Annotated in this window: 17 protein-coding genes and 1 pseudogene; 12 read left to right on the top strand and 6 right to left on the bottom strand. The window is 62.3% G+C overall.

Annotated features, from left to right (window positions below):
• Positions 1-73: 73 nt before the first annotated feature.
• Positions 74-1075, bottom strand: coding sequence for an autoinducer binding domain-containing protein (locus tag AB4Y34_RS10425; protein WP_368715967.1), 1002 nt, complete (start codon positions 1073-1075; stop codon positions 74-76).
• 182 nt (positions 1076-1257) lie between these two features.
• Between AB4Y34_RS10425 and AB4Y34_RS10420 the strand changes: the two genes are divergently transcribed.
• From AB4Y34_RS10420 to AB4Y34_RS10410, 3 genes are all read left to right on the top strand, one after another.
• Entirely contained in the window at positions 1258-2169 is a 912-nt protein-coding gene (locus tag AB4Y34_RS10420) for a helix-turn-helix domain-containing protein (protein WP_368715966.1), read from the top strand.
• A 279-nt stretch (positions 2170-2448) separates the two neighbouring features.
• A complete protein-coding gene (locus AB4Y34_RS10415; RefSeq protein WP_368715965.1) occupies positions 2449-2874 on the top strand; it encodes a DUF3830 family protein in 426 nt (141 codons plus the stop codon).
• A gap of 121 nt (positions 2875-2995) precedes the next feature.
• Complete coding sequence (locus AB4Y34_RS10410) at positions 2996-4030, top strand: SGNH/GDSL hydrolase family protein (protein ID WP_368715964.1); 1035 nt, start codon at positions 2996-2998, stop codon at positions 4028-4030.
• 75 nt (positions 4031-4105) lie between these two features.
• On the opposite strand, the gene AB4Y34_RS10405 is transcribed toward AB4Y34_RS10410, so the two are convergent.
• From AB4Y34_RS10405 to AB4Y34_RS10395, 3 genes and pseudogenes are all read right to left on the bottom strand, one after another.
• Positions 4106-4234, bottom strand: a complete 129-nt coding sequence (locus tag AB4Y34_RS10405; RefSeq protein ID WP_176384334.1) for an oxalate:formate antiporter — start codon at positions 4232-4234, stop codon at positions 4106-4108.
• A 10-nt stretch (positions 4235-4244) separates the two neighbouring features.
• Positions 4245-5648 carry an OFA family MFS transporter gene (locus AB4Y34_RS10400; RefSeq protein WP_013091208.1) on the bottom strand — a complete coding sequence of 468 codons (1404 nt, stop codon included), beginning with the start codon at positions 5646-5648 and terminating at the stop codon, positions 4245-4247.
• Positions 5649-6074: 426 nt separating this feature from the next.
• A pseudogene (locus AB4Y34_RS10395) lies at positions 6075-6920 on the bottom strand (MFS transporter); the annotation flags it as partial.
• A gap of 178 nt (positions 6921-7098) precedes the next feature.
• Here AB4Y34_RS10395 and AB4Y34_RS10390 point away from each other — a divergent pair.
• From AB4Y34_RS10390 to AB4Y34_RS10365, 6 genes are all read left to right on the top strand, one after another.
• Positions 7099-7317, top strand: a complete 219-nt coding sequence (locus AB4Y34_RS10390; RefSeq protein WP_176384330.1) for a hypothetical protein — start codon at positions 7099-7101, stop codon at positions 7315-7317.
• Positions 7295-8014 carry a GntR family transcriptional regulator gene (locus AB4Y34_RS10385; protein ID WP_013091210.1) on the top strand — a complete coding sequence of 240 codons (720 nt, stop codon included), beginning with the start codon at positions 7295-7297 and terminating at the stop codon, positions 8012-8014. Before AB4Y34_RS10390 ends, AB4Y34_RS10385 begins: the two co-directional genes overlap by 23 nt.
• A 414-nt stretch (positions 8015-8428) precedes the next feature.
• A complete protein-coding gene (locus tag AB4Y34_RS10380; RefSeq protein ID WP_368715963.1) occupies positions 8429-10192 on the top strand; it encodes a thiamine pyrophosphate-binding protein in 1764 nt (587 codons plus the stop codon).
• A 24-nt stretch (positions 10193-10216) separates the two neighbouring features.
• A complete protein-coding gene (frc, locus tag AB4Y34_RS10375; protein WP_176384326.1) occupies positions 10217-11464 on the top strand; it encodes a formyl-CoA transferase in 1248 nt (415 codons plus the stop codon).
• Between the two features lie 9 nt (positions 11465-11473).
• Positions 11474-12289, top strand: a complete 816-nt coding sequence (locus tag AB4Y34_RS10370) for a fumarylacetoacetate hydrolase family protein (RefSeq protein ID WP_176384324.1) — start codon at positions 11474-11476, stop codon at positions 12287-12289.
• 54 nt (positions 12290-12343) lie between these two features.
• Complete coding sequence (locus tag AB4Y34_RS10365) at positions 12344-13189, top strand: NAD(P)(+) transhydrogenase (Re/Si-specific) subunit beta (protein ID WP_368715962.1); 846 nt, start codon at positions 12344-12346, stop codon at positions 13187-13189.
• 90 nt (positions 13190-13279) lie between these two features.
• Here AB4Y34_RS10365 and AB4Y34_RS10360 read toward each other — a convergent pair whose 3' ends face one another.
• Both AB4Y34_RS10360 and AB4Y34_RS10355 read right to left on the bottom strand, forming a co-directional pair.
• Positions 13280-13600 carry a hypothetical protein gene (locus AB4Y34_RS10360; protein WP_176384319.1) on the bottom strand — a complete coding sequence of 107 codons (321 nt, stop codon included), beginning with the start codon at positions 13598-13600 and terminating at the stop codon, positions 13280-13282.
• 96 nt (positions 13601-13696) lie between these two features.
• Positions 13697-14644 carry a LysR family transcriptional regulator gene (locus tag AB4Y34_RS10355; protein WP_176384317.1) on the bottom strand — a complete coding sequence of 316 codons (948 nt, stop codon included), beginning with the start codon at positions 14642-14644 and terminating at the stop codon, positions 13697-13699.
• 374 nt (positions 14645-15018) lie between these two features.
• Here AB4Y34_RS10355 and oxlT point away from each other — a divergent pair, with 374 nt between their 5' ends.
• The 3 genes from oxlT to AB4Y34_RS10340 are packed head-to-tail and all read left to right on the top strand — an operon-like array spanning position 15019 to position 18823.
• Positions 15019-16368: an oxalate/formate MFS antiporter gene (gene oxlT / locus AB4Y34_RS10350; RefSeq protein WP_368715961.1), complete on the top strand. Its 1350-nt coding sequence runs from the start codon at positions 15019-15021 to the stop codon at positions 16366-16368.
• Positions 16369-16398: 30 nt separating this feature from the next.
• Positions 16399-17403: a LysR family transcriptional regulator gene (locus tag AB4Y34_RS10345; protein ID WP_368715960.1), complete on the top strand. Its 1005-nt coding sequence runs from the start codon at positions 16399-16401 to the stop codon at positions 17401-17403.
• Positions 17372-18823 carry an aldehyde dehydrogenase family protein gene (locus AB4Y34_RS10340; RefSeq protein WP_368716051.1) on the top strand — a complete coding sequence of 484 codons (1452 nt, stop codon included), beginning with the start codon at positions 17372-17374 and terminating at the stop codon, positions 18821-18823. Before AB4Y34_RS10345 ends, AB4Y34_RS10340 begins: the two co-directional genes overlap by 32 nt.
• The last annotated feature ends 53 nt before the right edge of the window (positions 18824-18876 follow it).

Here is an 18876-nt window from a genome sequence, read left to right as displayed (position 1 = left end):
GACACTGAATTGAGGAGAGGGCGCGACGGCGAAAAGCCGTCGCGCCCTCTTCATCGATACGCGGTGACGCCGACTACGACAGATACGCCTGCGCGACATTGATCAACTGCACGCGGTTGCGCACGTTGAACAACTGCCGCAAGCGCCGCAGATGATAGTCGACGTTATGCGGCGACAGCCCGAGGAAATACGCGATCTCCTTGTCCCGCTGCCCCTGCACGACCGCCTTCAGCACCGCATGCTGCAGCTTGCTCAGCGCGATGCGCTGCTGCTGCGCGGGCGCGATGCCGATCACGCTTTTCGCGTGCGTCCAGATGAACTCGTGAATCGAGTGCGCGAACATCAGCGTTTCCGCGACGATCGATTCGGTCATCCAGCGCGGGTTGCCGATCGCCGAGTTGAAGCACAGGATCGCGCTCAGCTCCGGCTCCGGCAGCGGCATCTGCGTGAGAATGCCGCTCTTGCGCCCGGCCGCTTCCAGCATGTCGATCAAAGCGCCGAGCCGCTCGCTGCGCAACTGCGCGCGCGGCAGATCGGCGCGCAGATCGGCGGTATTCCACAGAAACGGCATGCCGGTCGGCGACGCGTGCGCGACGCGCGGATCGAGCTCGAAATAGCGCTCGCGGAAATAGTGCGTGAGCCATGCCTGCGACTCGTAACTCGTCAATACGAACATCGTCTTGTGATGCGACGACGTGCGCGTGGCGGTATAGCTGAACGAGTCGAAGCCCAGCTGCCTGATGCGCTGGCGCACGAACTCCATGCGGTCCTGCGCGCTGCCGAACCGTCCGAGCGGACTGATCAGCGGGGCGGCGCGGCGCGCCGCGGGCGACGGCGTGCCGATCTCCTCCTCGGTAAACAGAGTCAGAAAGCCACTGCGCCCCGCGCCATTCACGGTACGGGGAGACATCTTCACTGCTTCAGCCGCGTGGGCTGATTTCGCGGCGTGCCGCGCGCCGGCCGGATAAGCCGGTTGGGCGGATGCCGCTCTCGGGTGTGCTGCCGACGCGTGCCCGGCTTCGCCTTGCGGCGAGCCGTTCAGCCATTGCGGCAGCGTATCGCATTCATGTTCCATGAAACGGTAGCTCCGGCGTTCTAAACGCGTGAAATACGACAACCTCAATGATTAGCGATTTCGTGAAATGTCGGTAGCCGGTTCCTTGCTATCATTTTTGTGATCTTGCGCTGACAGTGGACCGGCAATACGGGTACGGCGGCGCTTCTCCTTCCATACGGCACCTCCTTCGAAGGGATGTGATGGCACGAATTCCCAAGCTCACGACGACGCTCGCCTACGACCGCTATATGGCCGGCCAGCGACTCGTGTCGAGCGTGGATCGCGAGTGGCGGCATCTGGTGCTGCGCTCGTATCTCGAACCGGTGCGGCAAGACTTGCTCGAAGCGCCCGGTTTGCGCGACTTCACGCTGATGACGCTCGCGAGCGGCGCCGAGCATCTCGAACGCAACCTCGGCGGAGCTTGGGAAAGCGCCGATATGCGCGTGAACGACCTGTGGTTCGTGCCGCCCACGCCGATCTCGTGGCGCTGGCATTCGATCAGCGACGAGCCGTTGTCTACCTTGCACGTGCACATCGAGCGCGCTTTGATCGACAGCGTCGCGCAGCAGATGGGGCTCGACGCGTCGCGTGAACTGTCGCTCGGCGACGCGATGCGCTTCAACGATCCGCTGATCGCCGCGATGCTTGCCGCACTGCATCGCGCCGCCCGCGATCCCGCCGATTCGCGTCTGTATGTCGATACGCTGGTTCACGCGCTCGCCGCGCACCTGCTGCAGCACTATTCGAGCGGCAACGGCGCGCGCCGCGGCAGCGCGACGAGGCCCGAACGGCTGGTGCCGCGCCGCGTCCGCCGGGTGACCGACTACATCCGAGCGAATCTTGCCGAAGATCTGGCGATCGCCGAACTGGCCGAGCAGGCCGGCCTAAGCAGTTTTCATTTTGCCCGGGTGTTTCGCCGCGAGACCGGGGAGACGCCACACCAGTTCGTCACGCGCTTACGGCTCGAGGAAGCGGCGAGGCTGCTGCGCGCCACGGATCGAACCGTGCTGCAAATCGCGCTCGAAGTCGGCTTCGAGAATGCCGGTCACTTCTCCGTGCAATTCAAGCGTGGCTATGGCGCGACGCCGCTCGCCTACCGGCTGCGCGGTTGAGATGGACGAGCCGCAACGGCTTGTCTTTTCTCCAGTCGGAATCACGCACCTGCGCAGTGTGCGTTGCATTGCGCGGCTTGCAAACTACGAACATTCGTGGCGGCGCGCGCTGCAAACTGGCATCGCGCGTCGCGCAAGGCTTTGCGGCTCGGCCCGCCACCCGCGATCGTATCTGGTCTAACTGGACTGACCGTGACGCGGACAAGTGTACCTGTCGAAACCTTGCATCGGACGACAGAATCGAAGCGCCTTTCAATTTCATACATCGGACAACGCGCCATGACCCGACTCAAGATGACCGCCTGCGGCCACACCTTCATCGCCGAAACGCATCCCGATGCGCCGCAGACCGTGGCCGCGTTCCTGAAGCTGCTGCCGTACCGGCAGAAGCTGATCCACGTGCGCTGGAGCGGCGAGGGCTGCTGGGTGCCGCTCGGCGAATTCAGGCTCGAGAACGACGGGGTCGCGGTCGGCTTCGAGAATCACACGAGCCATCCGTCGGTCGGCGACATCCTGTTCTATCCGGGCGGCTATAGCGAGACCGAGATCATCCTCGCCTATGGCTCGTGCTGCTTCGCGAGCAAGATGGGGCAACTCGCGGGCAATCATTTTCTGACGGTCGTCGAAGGCAAGGAGAAACTGCGCGAACTCGGCACGAAGGTGCTGTGGGAGGGTGCGCAGGAGGTGGTGTTCGAGAGGCTTTGAGCGGGCCGCACTTCCTTGCTGGGCATACGCGATGCTTGGTTGAAGAGCCGCGTGCGGTCGGGTACCGGCCGCGCACGTCAGGCACGCGGCACCGTCTGGCCCGCCCGGCGAGGAGGAGCAAATGCGAGGCATAAATGACAAAGTCCGCGCTGTAGTTTTTGCCATGTCGATCTTGCTGCTGTCGGCTTGCGGCGGGGGCGGCAGCGGCAGCGGCGGGTCGAGTAACGGCGGCGGCACGGCGACCGAGCCGGCCGGCGGCGTCAAGCTGCAGGTGGTGTCGTTCGGCGACAGCCTGTCGGACGTCGGGACCTATGCGCCCCTCGCGAGTGCGGTGGGCGGCGGGCGTTTCACCACCAACCCCGGCCAGGTATGGGCCCAGAACGTCGCGCAATACTACGGGGATACGCTGAGCGCCGCGTTCACGATCGATCTCACGCACAGGCTGAGTGCGCAGAGCGGCCTCGGTTATGCGGAAGGCGGCTCGACCGTGGCGACACCGGCGAACCAGTACGACTACCTGAGCGACGTCATCGGCAACATCGAAATGCCTGTCAATCAGCAACTGTCGAGCTATCTGGGCGCTCACGGCAGCTTCAACGCCAATCAGCTCGTGCTCGTGTGGGTGGGCTCGAACGATGTGCTGCGCGCCGGCAACCTGCCCGCCGCTGCGCCGGTCGTGCAGGCGGCGGCCACCACGCTCGCCCAGCTCGTCGGGCAGATCCTGCAGAACGGCGGCGTGCATGTGGTGGTGATCAATGTGCCGAATATCGGGCTGTCGCCGAAGGGGCTCGCTTCGGCCGATGGTGGCGCGAACCTCACGCAGTTGTCGCAGCTATTCAACGCTACGTTGAATAGCGCGCTGCAAACCGATGGGCTGCAATCGAAGGTGATCCAGATCGATTCGTACACGTGGACGAATCAGGTGATCGGAAGCTTTCAGGCGAACGGCTTTACCGTGTCGAATACGGGGCAGGCCTGCGACCCGAAGAAAACGCCCGATGACACCTCGCTGCTATGCTCGCCGGCGACCTATGTGAGCGCCAATGCGGATAAGACTTACATGTTCGCCGATGATCTGCATCCGACCACGCATATGCACGCATTGTTTGCGCAGTTCGTCGAGCAGCAGATCGCGCATAGCGGGTTGGGGCGGTGAGAGGTGCACCGCGGCGTGGCCTCTTTTCGGCACCCCGTCCTTCAACCAGGCCGGGGTGCGCACGACATCACATCCTTACTTGAACAACTTCGTCGCCTGCGTCAGCGTATTGATGACTCCCCACACAAGCGGAATCATCACATACAGCCAGAACACCGCGAGCATCACCTTGTTGGTCGGATGTACGGTTTGAACGGTCGACATACGGATCTCCTCACGCGCCCTTGGCGACTTGAGCATCGGTCATGTGGTGCTTCTCATCCACACGCTTGACCAGCAGGTTGCAGATAAAGCCGATCACGAGCAGCACGGCCATGATGTGTACGGTCATCGTGTACGCGTCCGCTTTCGCTACGCCGTTCGCGACTTCATACGCGCGGATGTAGTTGACGAGCACCGGACCCGCGACGCCGGCCGCGGCCCACGCGGTCAACAGACGTCCATGAATGCCGCCGACGAACGTCGTGCCGAACATGTCGGCGAGATAGGCCGGCACCGTCGCGAAGCCGCCGCCGTACATCGACAGGATGATGCAGTACGTCAGCACGAACAGCGCGATCTGTCCGTTCGCGGCGAAGCTCGGCACGAGGTAGTAGAGCACCGCGCCGAGCGCGAAGAAGATGTAGTAGGTGTTCTTGCGGCCGATCCAGTCCGACGCCGACGCCCACACGAAACGCCCACCCATGTTGAACAGCGACAGGAGCCCGACGAAGCCGGCCGCCGCGGCAGCCGTCACCGTGTTCTTGAAGCTCTCCTGGATCATCACCGAGGCCTGGCCGAGAATGCCGATGCCAGCCGTCACGTTCAGGAACAGCACGAGCCAGATCAGATAGAACTGCGGTGTCTTCAGCGCCTGGTCGATATGCACGTGATTGCTCGTGATCAGCCGGTGCTGCGTCGCTGCGGGCGGCGTCCAGCCGGCCGGCTTCCAGTCCGCCGGCGGCACGCGGATCGCGAGCGCGCCGATCGTCATCGAGATGAAATAGACGATGCCGAGCACGATGAAGGTCTCCGCGACGCCGATGCTCGTCGCGCTTTGAAAGTGCTTCATCAGCGCGACCGACAACGGCGCCGCGATCATCGCGCCGCCGCCGAAGCCCATGATCGCCATGCCGGTCGCCATGCCGCGGCGGTCCGGAAACCAGCGGATCAGCGTCGACACCGGCGACACATAACCGAGCCCTAGGCCGATCCCGCCGATCACGCCGTAGCCGAGATACAGCAGCGCGATCTGATGCAGGTACACGCCGAGCGCGGACACGAGGAAGCCGCCGCCGAAACAGCAAGCGGCCGTGAACATCGTGCGGCGCGGACCGACGTGTTCGAGCCATTTGCCGGCGAACGCCGCCGACAAACCGAGGAACACGATCGCAAGCGAAAAGATCCAGCCGAGCGCGGTCAGCGACCAGTCATCGGGCGCGGACTGCGTGATGCCGATCACCTTGGTCAGCGGTCCGTTGAAGACCGAGAACGCGTAGGCCTGGCCGATGCACAGATGCACGGCAAGAGCGGCGGGAGGCACCATCCAGCGCGAGAAACCGGGCTGCGCGATGGTGGCCTGTTTCGAAAAGAATGGGGCTGAACCTTGTTGGCTGCCCGGCTCGCTGATGCTACTCATAAGTGGGTCTCCTTACAGTTGTTCTGTTTATCGGCGTTTCGTGCAATTACCTGAGGCGGCGGAGTGTAACTTGCGCGGGCGGTCCCGTCCTCGCTATATGTACTTTTATTTCATATGACCGGTCCAGCACACCCGAAAATCGTGCCTGGATCGACAATAGGACGTGGACGATGGCTTCGCAATATGAAGCGCGCGGACATAAGGTGTGATCCTGGTCAAATGCGACGACTCTTCACGCGATTCTGCAAATCGTGGGACGCGCCGAACGGGTCGCCCCGAACTTTCGACTAGAGGCACTATGCAAAGTGCGCGATAAGCGAGCCGCGCAGGTCGCCCGGCACGAAAAAGAAACGGGCCGGCGCGGCTTCTTTGCCACGTCGGCCCGTCGTGTATCGGCGGCGAGTTTCGCCGGTATCGATCGACCCTGCGGCCGGTCTTCATGCGCGCTGCAACGAGTACCGAAATCAGACAGCCGATCGCCAGATATGCGACCACTGGATGCCACGAGCCGCCCGCGGAGCTGACCAGCGCGACCGCGATGAACGGCGTGAAGTCGCCGCCGACCACGCTCGCCACCTGATAGCCGACACCCGCGCCGCTATAGCGGTACTTGGTGCCGAACAGCTCGGTGAACATCGGCTGCTGCACGCTGACGACCATATCGTGCGCGATATTGGCAAGCGTCACCGCGAACACGACGATCCATACGGTCGAACGCGCTTCGAGCGCGAGGAAGAACGGCACCGCGCTGAACACGCCGACCAGCGCGCCGATCATATAGATGCGACGGCGGCCGAAGCGATCCGCGAGCCACGCGAAGCACGGAATCGTCACACAGCTGAGCGCGCCGACGACGAAGCCGATCGTCAGGAACAATTCGCGCGGCATGTGCAGGTTCGAGGTCGAGTAGCTGAGCGCGAACGCGGTGACGATGTACATCGTGAGCAGCTCGGCGAGCCGCAGCGCGATGATCAGCAGAAAGGCCTTCGGATGGCGCAGCAGCGCTTCGACGATCGGCAGGCGCACGCGGCGCTCGCCATGCTGGCCGACTTTCTCGACGAACTCCTGCGACTCCTCCATGCTCGAGCGGATCCACAACGCGATCAGCGCCAGCACGACGCTGAACAGGAACGGCAGACGCCAGCCCCAGCTGAGGAACGCGGCGTTGTCCATCGAGCGGCTGATCAGCGCGACGAGACCCGTCGACAGCACGGGCCCGACGCCGTAGCCGACCTGCACGCCGCTGCTGTAGAAGGCCTTCTTTTTCTCGGGGCAAGCGACGATGAGCCCATCGCGGGCAATGATTGGGCGAGCCACGGAGCCCTATGGCGTGCTAACGTGAGGCATCTTAAAAACAACAGGTGTTGATATACTACATACCGAATATTGAAAAATGCGGCGTTGCAGCATATGATTGAGGAATCATCTTTCTCAATCTTCGGAGTTGCACGTGGAATTCGTACCTCTCACGCTGTTCGCCGTCGCTGTCGTAGGGTTGGGCTGTGCCGCCACCGTTTTGCTGAGCGACTGGATTCCCGACTCGATCGGAGCGCGTGCATCGCAGCATGGCCGCTTCGTGGGGCTCGGCGAGCAGCGCGGCAAAGCGGCGGCGCCGAATCGCGCGCGTGTTCAAGCAGAGGCGATGAATGTCGTCAGAACTTCCAACTGAAACAGTGGCCACCCCGTTGACCCTGTCGTTGCAGCCCATCGGCGCGAGCGCGAGCTTGCGCGATCAGGCGTATGCGATGCTGCGTCAGGCGATCGCCGACGCGGATATCTACCAGAATCGCGAAGAAATCCGTCTCGACGAGCGCGTGCTCAGCGAATCGCTCGGCGTGAGCCGCACGCCGGTGCGCGAGGCGATGACACTGCTCGAGCAGGAGGGCTTTCTGCGCATGGTGCCGCGGCGCGGCATCTACATCGTGCGCAAGAGCAAGCGCGAAATCGTCGAGATGATCCAGATGTGGGCCGCGCTCGAAAGCATGGCCGCGCGCCTTGCCACGCTGCATGCGACCGACGAGGAAATCGGCCGCCTGCGTCATATGTTCGACAATTTCCGCGACACGACGCCGGCCGAGCATATCGCCGAATATTCGGACGCGAACATCGCGTTTCACCAGGCGATCGTCGAGTTGTCGAAGTCGCAGATCATTCTCGACACCATCAAAAACATCTTCATCCACGTGCGCGCGATCCGGCGCATGACCATCTCGCAGAGCGACCGGGCCGCGCGCTCGATCGTCGATCATCTGCGCATCATCGAGGCGCTGGAGAAGCGTGATACCGAACTGGCCGAGCGGCTCACGCGTCAGCATTCGCTCGATCTCGCGGCGTTCGTCGAAGCCAATTGCGATTTTCTCGATTGATGGCGGCGTAAACGCCTGATTGCCTGGTGATGTCGAAAGCCCGCGGTGTGCAAGCACCACGGGCTTTTTGCGTTCGCGCGCTTCGAGCGACAACCCCGCTGCGGGATAAACCGTGCTTGACGGTCTTAAAAATATGGTATGTGATATATCAACAACGACAGCCGCCATTCGCGACTCAGTGTTTTCCCTTGAAACAACCGCCGCAAAGCCTTGCAGATTCAGCGCAAAGCTACGGCTGGCAAGCTTGAGCAGCACGAACCTCGCGCCGTTTCTGTCTCGAAATTTGGCTTGAACCAATGTGATATATCACATACGGTATCTTCGAAGCCGTGAGACGTCGGTGCAGCCGGACGTATATCGAAGCGGACGCGTCCGTCGATAACCGTTGCACATCCGATAGATGAGGAGATGACCATGTCTGCAGTTGTTTCATCCCTGAGTCCGGCCACGGCCACCACGACCGCCGACGACACGCTCAAGCAGAAGACCCGCGACGCGGGCATCGTGTCGGGCGGCCATCTGGTTGCGAAGGCGCTGAAAAACGAGGGGATCGACACGATCTTCACGCTGTGCGGCGGCCACATCATCGATATCTACGACGGCTGCGTCGACGAAGGCATCCGCATCATCGACGTGCGCCATGAGCAGGTCGCCGCGCACGCGGCCGATGGCTACGCGCGCCAGACCGGCAAGCTCGGCTGCGTGGTGACCACCGCCGGCCCCGGCTGCACGAACGCGGTGACCGGCATCGCCACCGCGTTCCGCTCGGAAAGCCCGATCCTGCACATCGGCGGGCAGGGCGCGCTGACCCAGCACAAGATGGGCTCGCTGCAGGACCTGCCGCACGTCGACATCATGGCGCCGATCACGAAGTTCGCCGCGAGCGTATCGAGCACCGAGCGCGTCGCCGACATGATCTCGATGGCCGCTCGCGAATGCTTCAACGGCGCGCCCGGTCCCGCCTACCTGGAAATTCCGCGCGACGTGCTCGACCGCGAAGTCGACGCGACGCGCGCGATCGTGCCGCGGCCGGGCCGCTATCGCGCGTCGACGAAGTCGATCGGCGATCCGCGCGACATCGAAAAACTCGCGGATATCCTCGTCAACGCCGAACGCCCCGCGATCCTGTACGGTCAGCAGGTGTGGACCGCGCGCGGTCACGAGGAAGCGATCTCGCTGCTGCGCGGCATCGAGATTCCCGGCTACTTCAACGGCGCGAGCCGCGGACTGCTGCCGCCCGGCGATCCGCATCACTTCGATCGCACGCGTTCGCAGGCGTTTGCGAATGCCGACGTGCTGATCGTGGTCGGCACGCCGTTCGATTTCCGCATGGGCTACGGCCGACGCATCAGCAAGGAATTGACGCTGGTGCAGATCGATATGGACTACCGAACCGTCGGCAAGAATCGCGATATCGATCTGGGCCTCGTCGGCGATCCGGGCGCGATTCTCGCTGCCGTGCTGCAAGCCGCGAGCGGTCGTATCAAGGACGACAGGCGTCAGGCGCGCCGCAAATGGATGGCGCAGTTGCGCGACGCCGAAGCGACCGCGACCGAAAAACTGCTGCCGCTGTTCCGCTCGAATAGCACGCCGATTCATCCGTACCGCGTCGCGTACGAACTCAACGAATTCCTGTCCGACGACACCGTGTATATCGGCGACGGCGGCGACGTGGTGACGATCTCCGCGCAAGCGGTGCGGCCGCGCCGACCGGGGCAGTGGATGGACCCCGGCGCGCTCGGCTCGCTCGGCGTCGGCACCGGCTTCGCGCTCGCGGCGAAGCTCGCGCATCCGCCCAAGGAAGTGCTCTGCTATTACGGCGACGGCTCGTTCGGCATGACCGCGTTCGACATGGAAACCGCGAATCGCTTCGGCGCGCCGTATCTCGCGGTGGTGGGCAACAACTCGGCGATGAACCAGATCCGCTACGGCCAGCTTGCCAAATATGGCGAGGAACGCGGCAACGTCGGCAATCTGCTCGGCGACGTGCCGTTCAGCAAATTCGCCGAAATGCTCGGCGGCTATGGCGAGGAAGTGCGCGATCCCGCGCAGATCGCGAGCGCGCTACAGCGTGCGCGCGAAGCGATTCATCGCACCGGCCGCTCGGCGGTGGTCAACATCTGGGTCGACCCGCGTGAATACGCACCGGGCACGAAGAACCAGACCATGTACAAATAACCTTCATCGTTCAGGAGATACGACATGGCCAAGGCACTCGACGGTGTGCGCGTCCTCGATTTCACGCATGTGCAATCGGGACCGACCTGCACGCAATTGCTCGCATGGTTCGGCGCGGACGTGATCAAGGTGGAACGGGCAGGCGCGGGCGACATCACGCGCGAGCAACTGCGTGATATTCCCGACGTGGATAGCCTGTACTTCACGATGCTCAATCACAACAAGCGCTCGGTCACGATCGACACCAAGCATCCGGAAGGCAAGCAGGTGCTCGAAGCGCTGATCCAGAAATGCGACGTACTGGTCGAAAACTTCGCACCGGGCGCACTCGACAGGATGGGCTTCACGTGGGAGCGGATTCAGGAATTGAATCCGCGCATGATCGTCGCATCGGTGAAGGGCTTCGGTCCCGGTCCTTACGAGGACTGCAAAGTCTATGAGAACGTCGCGCAATGCGCGGGCGGCGCGGCGTCGACCACCGGCTTCGACGACGGCCCGCCGGTCGTGACCGGCGCGCAGATCGGCGATAGCGGCACGGGGCTTCATCTCGCGCTCGGCATCGTCACCGCGCTCTATCAACGCACGCATACCGGACGCGGCCAGCGCGTGCTCGCCGCGATGCAGGACGGCGTGCTCAATCTGTGCCGCGTCAAACTGCGCGATCAGCAGCGGCTCGACCGCACCGGCGTGATGAAAGAGTATCCGCAATATCCGAACGGCACGTTCGGCGACGCGGTGCCGCGCGCGGGCAATGCGTCGGGCGGCGGGCAGCCGGGCTGGATTCTGAAGTGCAAGGGGTGGGAGACGGACCCCAACGCGTATATCTACTTCATCACGCAGGCGCCCGTGTGGGCGAAGATCTGCAACGTGATCGGCAAGGAAGAGTGGGCCACGGACCCCGACTACGCGACAGCGCCCGCGCGCCTGCCGCGACTGAAGGAGATCTTCGCCGAAATCGAACGCTGGACGATGACGAAGACCAAGTTCGAGGCGATGCAGATCCTGAACAAATACGACATTCCGTGCGGGCCGATCCTGTCGATGAAGGAAATTGCCGAGGAGCCGTCGCTGCGCAAAACCGGCACGATCGTCGAAGTCGATCATCCGCAGCGCGGCAAGTATCTGACCGTCGGCAATCCGATCAAGCTGTCCGACAGCCCGACCGACGTCAAACGCTCGCCGCTGCTTGGCGAACATACCGATGAAGTGATGGCCGAGCTCGGTTATTCGGCCGAGCAGATCATGGCGCTGCGCACGGCTGGCGCGATCTAGGAGCGAGGCATGCAGACGTGGATGCGGTTCATGTCGGGCGACGGCGGCATCGTGTTCGGTCGCGTCGAAGGTTCCTACCTGCACGAGTACGAAAGTCTCGCGCAGCCGGTGCCGACCGGCGCGGTTCTGTCGCTGCGCGCACTGACGCCGCTGGCGCCGTGCGCGCCGGGCAAGATCGTCGCACTGTGGAATAACTATCACGCGCTCGCGGCGAAGCTCGACAAACCCGTGCCTACCCATCCGCTGTTTCTGATGAAGCCGGCGGCGTCGGTAATCGGCACGGGCGAGCCGATCCGCCGGCCACGGCATTACGCGGGCAAGATCGTCTACGAGGGCGAGCTCGGTATCGTGATCGGCCAGCGTTGCCGCGATCTGGATGTGCAGCAGGCGGAGGCGGCGATTTTCGGCTTCACGCTCGTCAACGACGTCACCGCCGCCGATCTGCTCAACGAGAATCCGCATTTTCCGCAGTGGTGCCGCGCGAAAAGCTTCGATACGTTCTGTTGTCTGGGTCCGGCCATCGTCTCCGGTTTCGACTGGCGGGCCGCACGCCTGCTGACGACGCTCGACGGCGTCGAGCGTCAGAACTATCCGCTCGCCGATATGGTCTTCTCGCCGGCCGAGCAGGTGAGTCTGATTTCACAGGATCTGACGCTCGAACCCGGCGACGTGATCGCGTGCGGCACTTCGGTGGGCGTGGGTTCGATCAAGGACGGTGCAACGGTGTCGATCACGATCGATGGGATCGGCACGCTGAGCAATACCTTGAGCGCGGCGCCGCGCGACGAGCCACGGCGATTGGGCGATACCGCGAACGCCGGTTGACGAGGGCAGGGACCTCGGGCTCTTGCCTATTCATCGCATCACGGAGGATCACGCATGCCACAAGCCTGTGGGAGTGCCGTGTTGATGGACCTGTTGCTGCTGCTTGCGGTGGCCGTCGCGATGGCGTTGGTCGCCGTGCTGACGGTGGCAGTGACCGCGCTCACGCGACGACAGTTCGGCGGGCGTTCGGCGCATCGGCACACATGCGTGCGCGAACGAGATCCGACACACAGGGCCCGGATGCTTGCATTGCTCGGCAGCGGCATTGGTTTGGCGGTCGCGTCGATAGGCTTGATGGGTTACCTGCTGGCCGCGGCGCGCGAGAACACCGAACGCATCGAACTATTTTCAGCCGTATTGATCGGCGCGCTGATCTTCGCGACCTGTGCGATCGCGTTCTGCAAACTGCGCGGCGTATTGCAACTCGAGGCGGCCGCGCTGCCGGGCCATCGCGTCGTCAATCTGTTTGCGCTGCTGTTATGCGGCTGGCTCGGTTACAGCTTCGTCACCGAACAGGCACAGCCATTCGGACTCGCGGCATTGCTCGCGACGGGCGCGCTGGCAATGGCGATGGGCGTGCATCTGATGCTGAGCCGCGAGTACTCGGCCGACCCCGCTCACGCCGTGCATCACGACGGTTGCGCACCGCGCATGCGTGCGGTCGCCGCGCGCAGCGAGGGCCTGGCGATCGGCAAGCCGGGCCTGCTCGCGAACCTCGAGTGGCATGGTGGAGAAGAGCAGACGTGGGCGCTTCGCGATGTCGCGCCGGCGATGATGCGCTTGAGCGCCTGGGCAGATCGTCGGAATGCGCGTGACGGTAGACGAAGCAATGGGCGCCAGCGCGACGGTTCACGCAAATGTACGCACAAGCGGCCGGTTCATTTCACTACGCGCCGCTAATCGACGATGCATACGCCCCTGACAAACCTGGTTGCCAATAGCGAAGACGGCGGGATGATGATCCCGCCGCCCGAGTCTTGTTCAATGCTTCTAGTCACCAACTGCCGCGGCGAATTCGCTGTAGTACTGCGTCTTCCTGTGCAGAATGAGTTGCGCGAGAAAGTCGGCATCGTACGCGCGATGCAGATGGCCGTGATAGCGCTCGATATAAGCGGTGATTCGCGCCAACTCGCCATTGAACTCTTTCAGCATGTCGAGTGTCGCGCGGTCCCAGCGAAACCGCAGCCCGAGATCGCTGAACGCGGCATTGTAGGCGCTCAGATGCGCATCGTCGGGATGGTCCTGGTGATCCGCCGCCGCTGTGCGAGCGTTGCGCGTACTAATACGGGATTCAACCGGAGTGTGGTTCATGATCGGCCTCCTCGGCTCGCAAGTGAGAGAACTCGCTTGCAGCATAGAAGTGGCGATCGATTTGCAATAGTTAAAGTTTTATTGGCTTACCATAGCTTAAGGCTTATGCACGCTCAGTTCCTTCACGCGCGTGATCTTTTCGATCAGATTGGCGCCCTCCTCCATCAGGAAGCGTTTGAAGGCGACGGCGACCGGCGGCAGACGTTTGTTCTTCCGATGCACGACGTACCAATTGAGCATGACCGGAAAGCTCTCGACGTCGAGCACGACCAGATGACCCAATTGCAATTCGAGGCTGATCGTATGGGCGGACAGAAACGCGATGCCCATTCCGGCAATGACCGCCTGCTTGATCGTCTCGGTGCTCTTGATCTCCATCGCGATCTTCAGATTGGACAGTCGGCCGGCAAAACCCTCTTCCATCGAATTCCATGTATCGGAGCCGCGTTCGCGCACGATGAACGCTTCGTTCGCGAGTTGACTGAAGCGGATATTGCGCTTGTGCGCAAGCGGATGAGTGGGCGCCGCGACGATCACATACGGATGCGGCGCGAACGGTTCATTGGTCGCTTCGGTTTCGTGCGGCGGACGCACCATCACCGCGAGGTCGGTCTGATTGGTCGCCAGTTGATGCAGCAGTTCTTCGCGGTTGTGCACCGCGAGATTCAGATCGACGCCCGAATAGCGACGCGTGAATTCGGCGAGAAGGCGCGGAAAGAAATAGTCGCCGGCGCTGATCACGGCGACATTCAGCTTGCCGCCGGAGACGCCCTTCAACTGGCTCATCGCTTCGTCGACTTCATGGAACTGCTGCATGATCGCGCGGCTGTAGTGGAGCATTTCGGTGCCGGCCGGCGTCAAATAGATCTTTTTGCCGAGTTGCTCGAACAGAGGCAGCCCCGCATGTTCTTCGAGTTGCCGAACCTGGGTGGAAACGGCAGGCTGGGTCAGATGCAATTCTTCCGCGGCGCGCGAAAAGCTCAGGTGGCGCGCGACCGTTTCAAAGACCTTCAGTTGCCGCAGCGTTGCATTGCGCATCGTCATGGTCGATGTATAAGGAAACGTGAATCGACATAATAACAAACTTTAATTATGAGTAATTCAGCAATGACCCTAGCATGAAACCTATAACAAGCCGAATAGCCACTGTTATACGCGGGTTAACGCATAGATATGTGGTGCGGCGGACTCAATAGCGGGGAATAAGCTGCAATGCTTACCGGCTGAAGCGTGGTTATGGTCGGAATAAAGCAAGAACTATCATCGAAAAGCGGGTTCGGGGATTTGCGGAAAAGCATAAAAGCATCGACTTCGAGATTTCCCGAATAGAGAAGTTCTCGGGCCATAACGATAAGGCGGGACACATCCAGCGCGGCGCGTAAGCCGGCTGCACTAAATAAATAGTGGAGACAAGGCTCATGGACAATATCACCCAGCAATCGACGACCGGTATTTCATGGCGTAACCGATGGTCGCAATTGGTCATCGGCATGATATGCATGGCGCTGGTGGCGAATCTGCAATATGCGTGGACGTTATTCGTGGCTCCGATGCATGCGCGGCATAACTGGAGCGAGGCGTCGATCCAGCTCGCGTTCTCGATCTTCATTCTGACCGAGACGTGGCTCGTGCCGTTCGAGGGCTGGCTCGTCGATCGATTCGGGCCGCGCCCGGTGGTGGCAGGCGGCGCGCTATGCGCGGGTTTGTCCTGGATTCTCAATTCGTATGCAACGACGCTCGGCATGTTGTATTTCGCCGCGGTGATTGGCGGCATAGGCGCGGGAGGCGTGTACGGAACATGTGTCGGCAATGCGCTCAAATGGTTTCCCGACCGGCGCGGTCTCGCCGCTGGTTTGACGGCCGCGGGCTTTGGCGCGGGTGCGGCGCTGACGGTGATTCCGATCGCAAACATGATTACGCGCCGCGGCTATGAAGAGACGTTCCTGTTCTTCGGCATCGTGCAAGGCGTCAGCATTCTGCTGCTCGCGATGCTTCTGACGCGGCCGATCTTGCGTCAGGCAGGGGTACGCAAGACTCGCTTCGCGGTGTCGAAAGTCGATTTCACGTCGCGCCAGATGATCAAAACGCCAGTGTTCTGGGTGATCTACGCGTCCTTCGTCGCGGTCGCGGCGGGTGGTTTGATGGCGACCGCACAGATCGGCCCGATCGCGAAAGACTGGGGCATCGCGCGCATCCCGATGTCGGTCTTCGGCGCGACGTTGCCGCTGCTGACTCTCACGCTGTCGATCGACAATATCTTCAACGGCTTGACGCGTCCGCTGTGCGGCTTCATTTCCGACAAGATCGGCCGTGAAAACACGATGTTCGTGATCTTCATCGGCGAGGGGCTCGCGTTGCTCGGCATGATGCAGTTCGGCAGCAATCCGTATGCGTTCATGGTCTTTGCCGCGCTGATCTTCCTGTTCTGGGGCGAGATCTTCTCGATCTTCCCGGCGACGTGCGCGGATACGTTCGGCAGCAAGTATGCGGCCGCCAATGCAGGCACGTTGTACACCGCGAAGGGTACGGCCTCGTTGCTGGTGCCGATCGCGTCGGTACTCGCGGCGACGGGCGGCTGGAACCTCGTCTTCATCGTTTCGGCCGTCATCACGATCGCAGCGGGCATTTCCGCGAAGTTCATCCTCGAGCCGATGCGCACGCGCTGGATCGAATCGCACGATGAACCTCAGGGCGCGCTGGCCGTCGCGGGTCATGGCAATGGCAATGCGTCGAGAATGAGTCACTGGCCGGAACAGTCCGGCGAATAACGTGAGCGTCGCGCGCCCGGAACCGACGCCATGAATGTTTCGTTGCAGCAGCTCAAGGTATTCGTCGCGGTCGCGCGCGAGCGCAGTTTCACGCGCGCGGCGCGCGAGTTCGATCTGACGCAGTCGGCCATCAGCCGTTGTGTGCGTGAACTGGAAGACGCGGTTGAATTGAAGCTATTCGATCGCACGACACGCCAGGTCGAGCTGACGAATGCGGGTGCGAGTCTCGAGAGAAGAATCGGCCGGCTGCTCGACGAAATCGAATTGACGCTGTTCGAAGAGCGCGCTGCTTACGACGGACACACGGGCGTCGTGTTATTCGCGAGTAATCCGGTGTTGTCGTCGGGCTGGGTGCCGCGTGCTTTGGCGCAGTGCGCGTCGGTTTATCCCGAACTGGTCGTGTCGGTCAAGGATCTGCCTCAATGCAGCGTAGTGGCCAGTGTCGAGCAGGGTGAAGTGGATTTCGGCGCGGTCTGCGTGACCGCACCCGTCGATAGTCCTCTCTTACATGCTCAGGTACTTTTCACTACGCCACTGCATGCGGTGCTTCCATCCGTACATCCGCTAGCCCAGAACGACAGCATCGAATGGCACGCGTTGCGCGATTGTCCGCTGATCACGCTGAATGCCGATACCGGCGTGCGTGCCGCGCTCGAACCCGTACTCGCCGCGAACGAATTGAAGCGCCGGCCGATGCAGGAACTCGGACACGTCGCGGCGGTAGCGCGCATGGTCGAATTGGGACTGGGTGTCGGCGTATTGCCTGTGGATGCGCATTGGCCTTCGCCGGGTGCTTCGTTGGTGACTCGTCCGCTGGTTCCCGAAACGACATTGACGACGGTACTCGTGCACCGCAGAAACCGCTCGCTTCGTCCCAATGCGGCCGCTGCGTGGGCGCAGTTCGTCGCACCGACGACGAGTCATGCGGAGGAAGTGCCTGCCGCGGCATTCGATCGATGCGCCGCCAGTCAGCCACATAACGTCCTACTCAAGGAGCTTCATGATGGATATCCAGTCCGACCTCAGGCAACATGATCTGTTGATCGACGGCAAGCGCATGCCGCCAGGCACCGGCGAATATTCCGTCGATATCAACCCCGCGACCGAAGACCCGATCGCGCTGGTCGCGCAAGGCAGCGCCGCCGACGTCGATGCCGCGGTGCGCGCGGCGCGCAGCGCTTTGAAGGTATGGAACTCGATTCGCGCCGCCGAACGCGGTCGTATCCTGCAACGGCTCGCGGGCCTGATGCGCGAGAACATGGAAGAACTCAGCGCGCTCGAAAGTCTCGACTGCGGCAAGCCGATTGCCGCGGTGATGCGTCAGGACGTGCCCGCCGCGATCGATACCGTCGAATACTACGCAGGCTGGTGCGACAAGATCAACGGCCAGGTGGTGCCGACGCGTCCCGATGCATTGACCTATACGCTGCGCGAACCGGTCGGCGTGGTCGCTGCAATCGTGCCATGGAATTTTCCGCTGATGATCGGCATGTGGAAGATCGCGCCCGCGCTCGCATGCGGTTGCACGCTGATCGTCAAGCCTGCCGAGATCACGCCGCTCACCGCGTTGCGCATCGGCGAGCTGGCGCTCGAAGCGGGCGTGCCGCCGGGCGTGCTCAATATCGTCACCGGCAAGGGCAGTGTGGTGGGCGACGCGCTGGTGTCGCATCCCGGTATCGACAAGGTCACGTTCACCGGTTCGCCTTCGGTCGGACGAGGCATCCTGCAGGGCGCGGCGGGCAACTTCAAACGCGTGACGCTGGAGCTCGGCGGCAAGTCGGCCAACCTGATCTTTGCCGATGCGAATCTCGACAATGCGGTGCGCGCCGCGGCGTCGGGCGTGTTCTTCAATACGGGGCAAGTGTGCTCCGCTGGGTCGCGGATACTCGCGCATCGTGACGTGTATGACGAAGTGGTCGAGCGTCTGGCTACTCGCGCGAAGTCGATCAAGGTCGGTGATCCGTCGCTGCGCGAAACGTCGATGGGACCGCTGATTTCAGCCGCGCAGATGAAAACCGTATTGAGCTATGTCGACACAGGTCGCTCGGAAGGCGCGTCGCTCGTGACGGGTGGTGCGCGCGTCGGCAATCGCGGCTTTTTCGTCGAGCCCACCGTGTTCGCGAATGTCGAGCACGAGATGCGCATTTCGCAGGAAGAAATCTTCGGGCCCGTGGCAAGCGTGATTCGGTTCGACGACGAAGCGGACGCGGTCCGCATCGCCAATGGCACATCGTATAGTCTCGCGGCCGGCGTATGGAGCGCTGACCTGAGCCGCGTGCATCGCGTGGCGCGCGACCTGAAGGCGGGCACGGTGTGGATCAATACTTACGGCTATACGGATGTGCGTTTGCCGTGGGGCGGTGCTGGCGATTCGGGCTTCGGTCGCGAGCACGGCGATGTCGCGATCGAGAATTTCACTGAACCGAAAGCGGTGTGGGTGGCGATCGATCAATAGTGGCGAATGTGAAAAAGGATCGGATGCATGGCATCCGATCCTTTCGGTCGTGG

Source organism: Paraburkholderia sp. BR10954, from assembly GCF_040965775.1.
Taxonomy (GTDB): domain Bacteria; phylum Pseudomonadota; class Gammaproteobacteria; order Burkholderiales; family Burkholderiaceae; genus Paraburkholderia; species Paraburkholderia youngii.
Note: the sequence above shows the minus strand (reverse complement) of the source record. Positions and strands in the feature narration are given on the sequence as shown.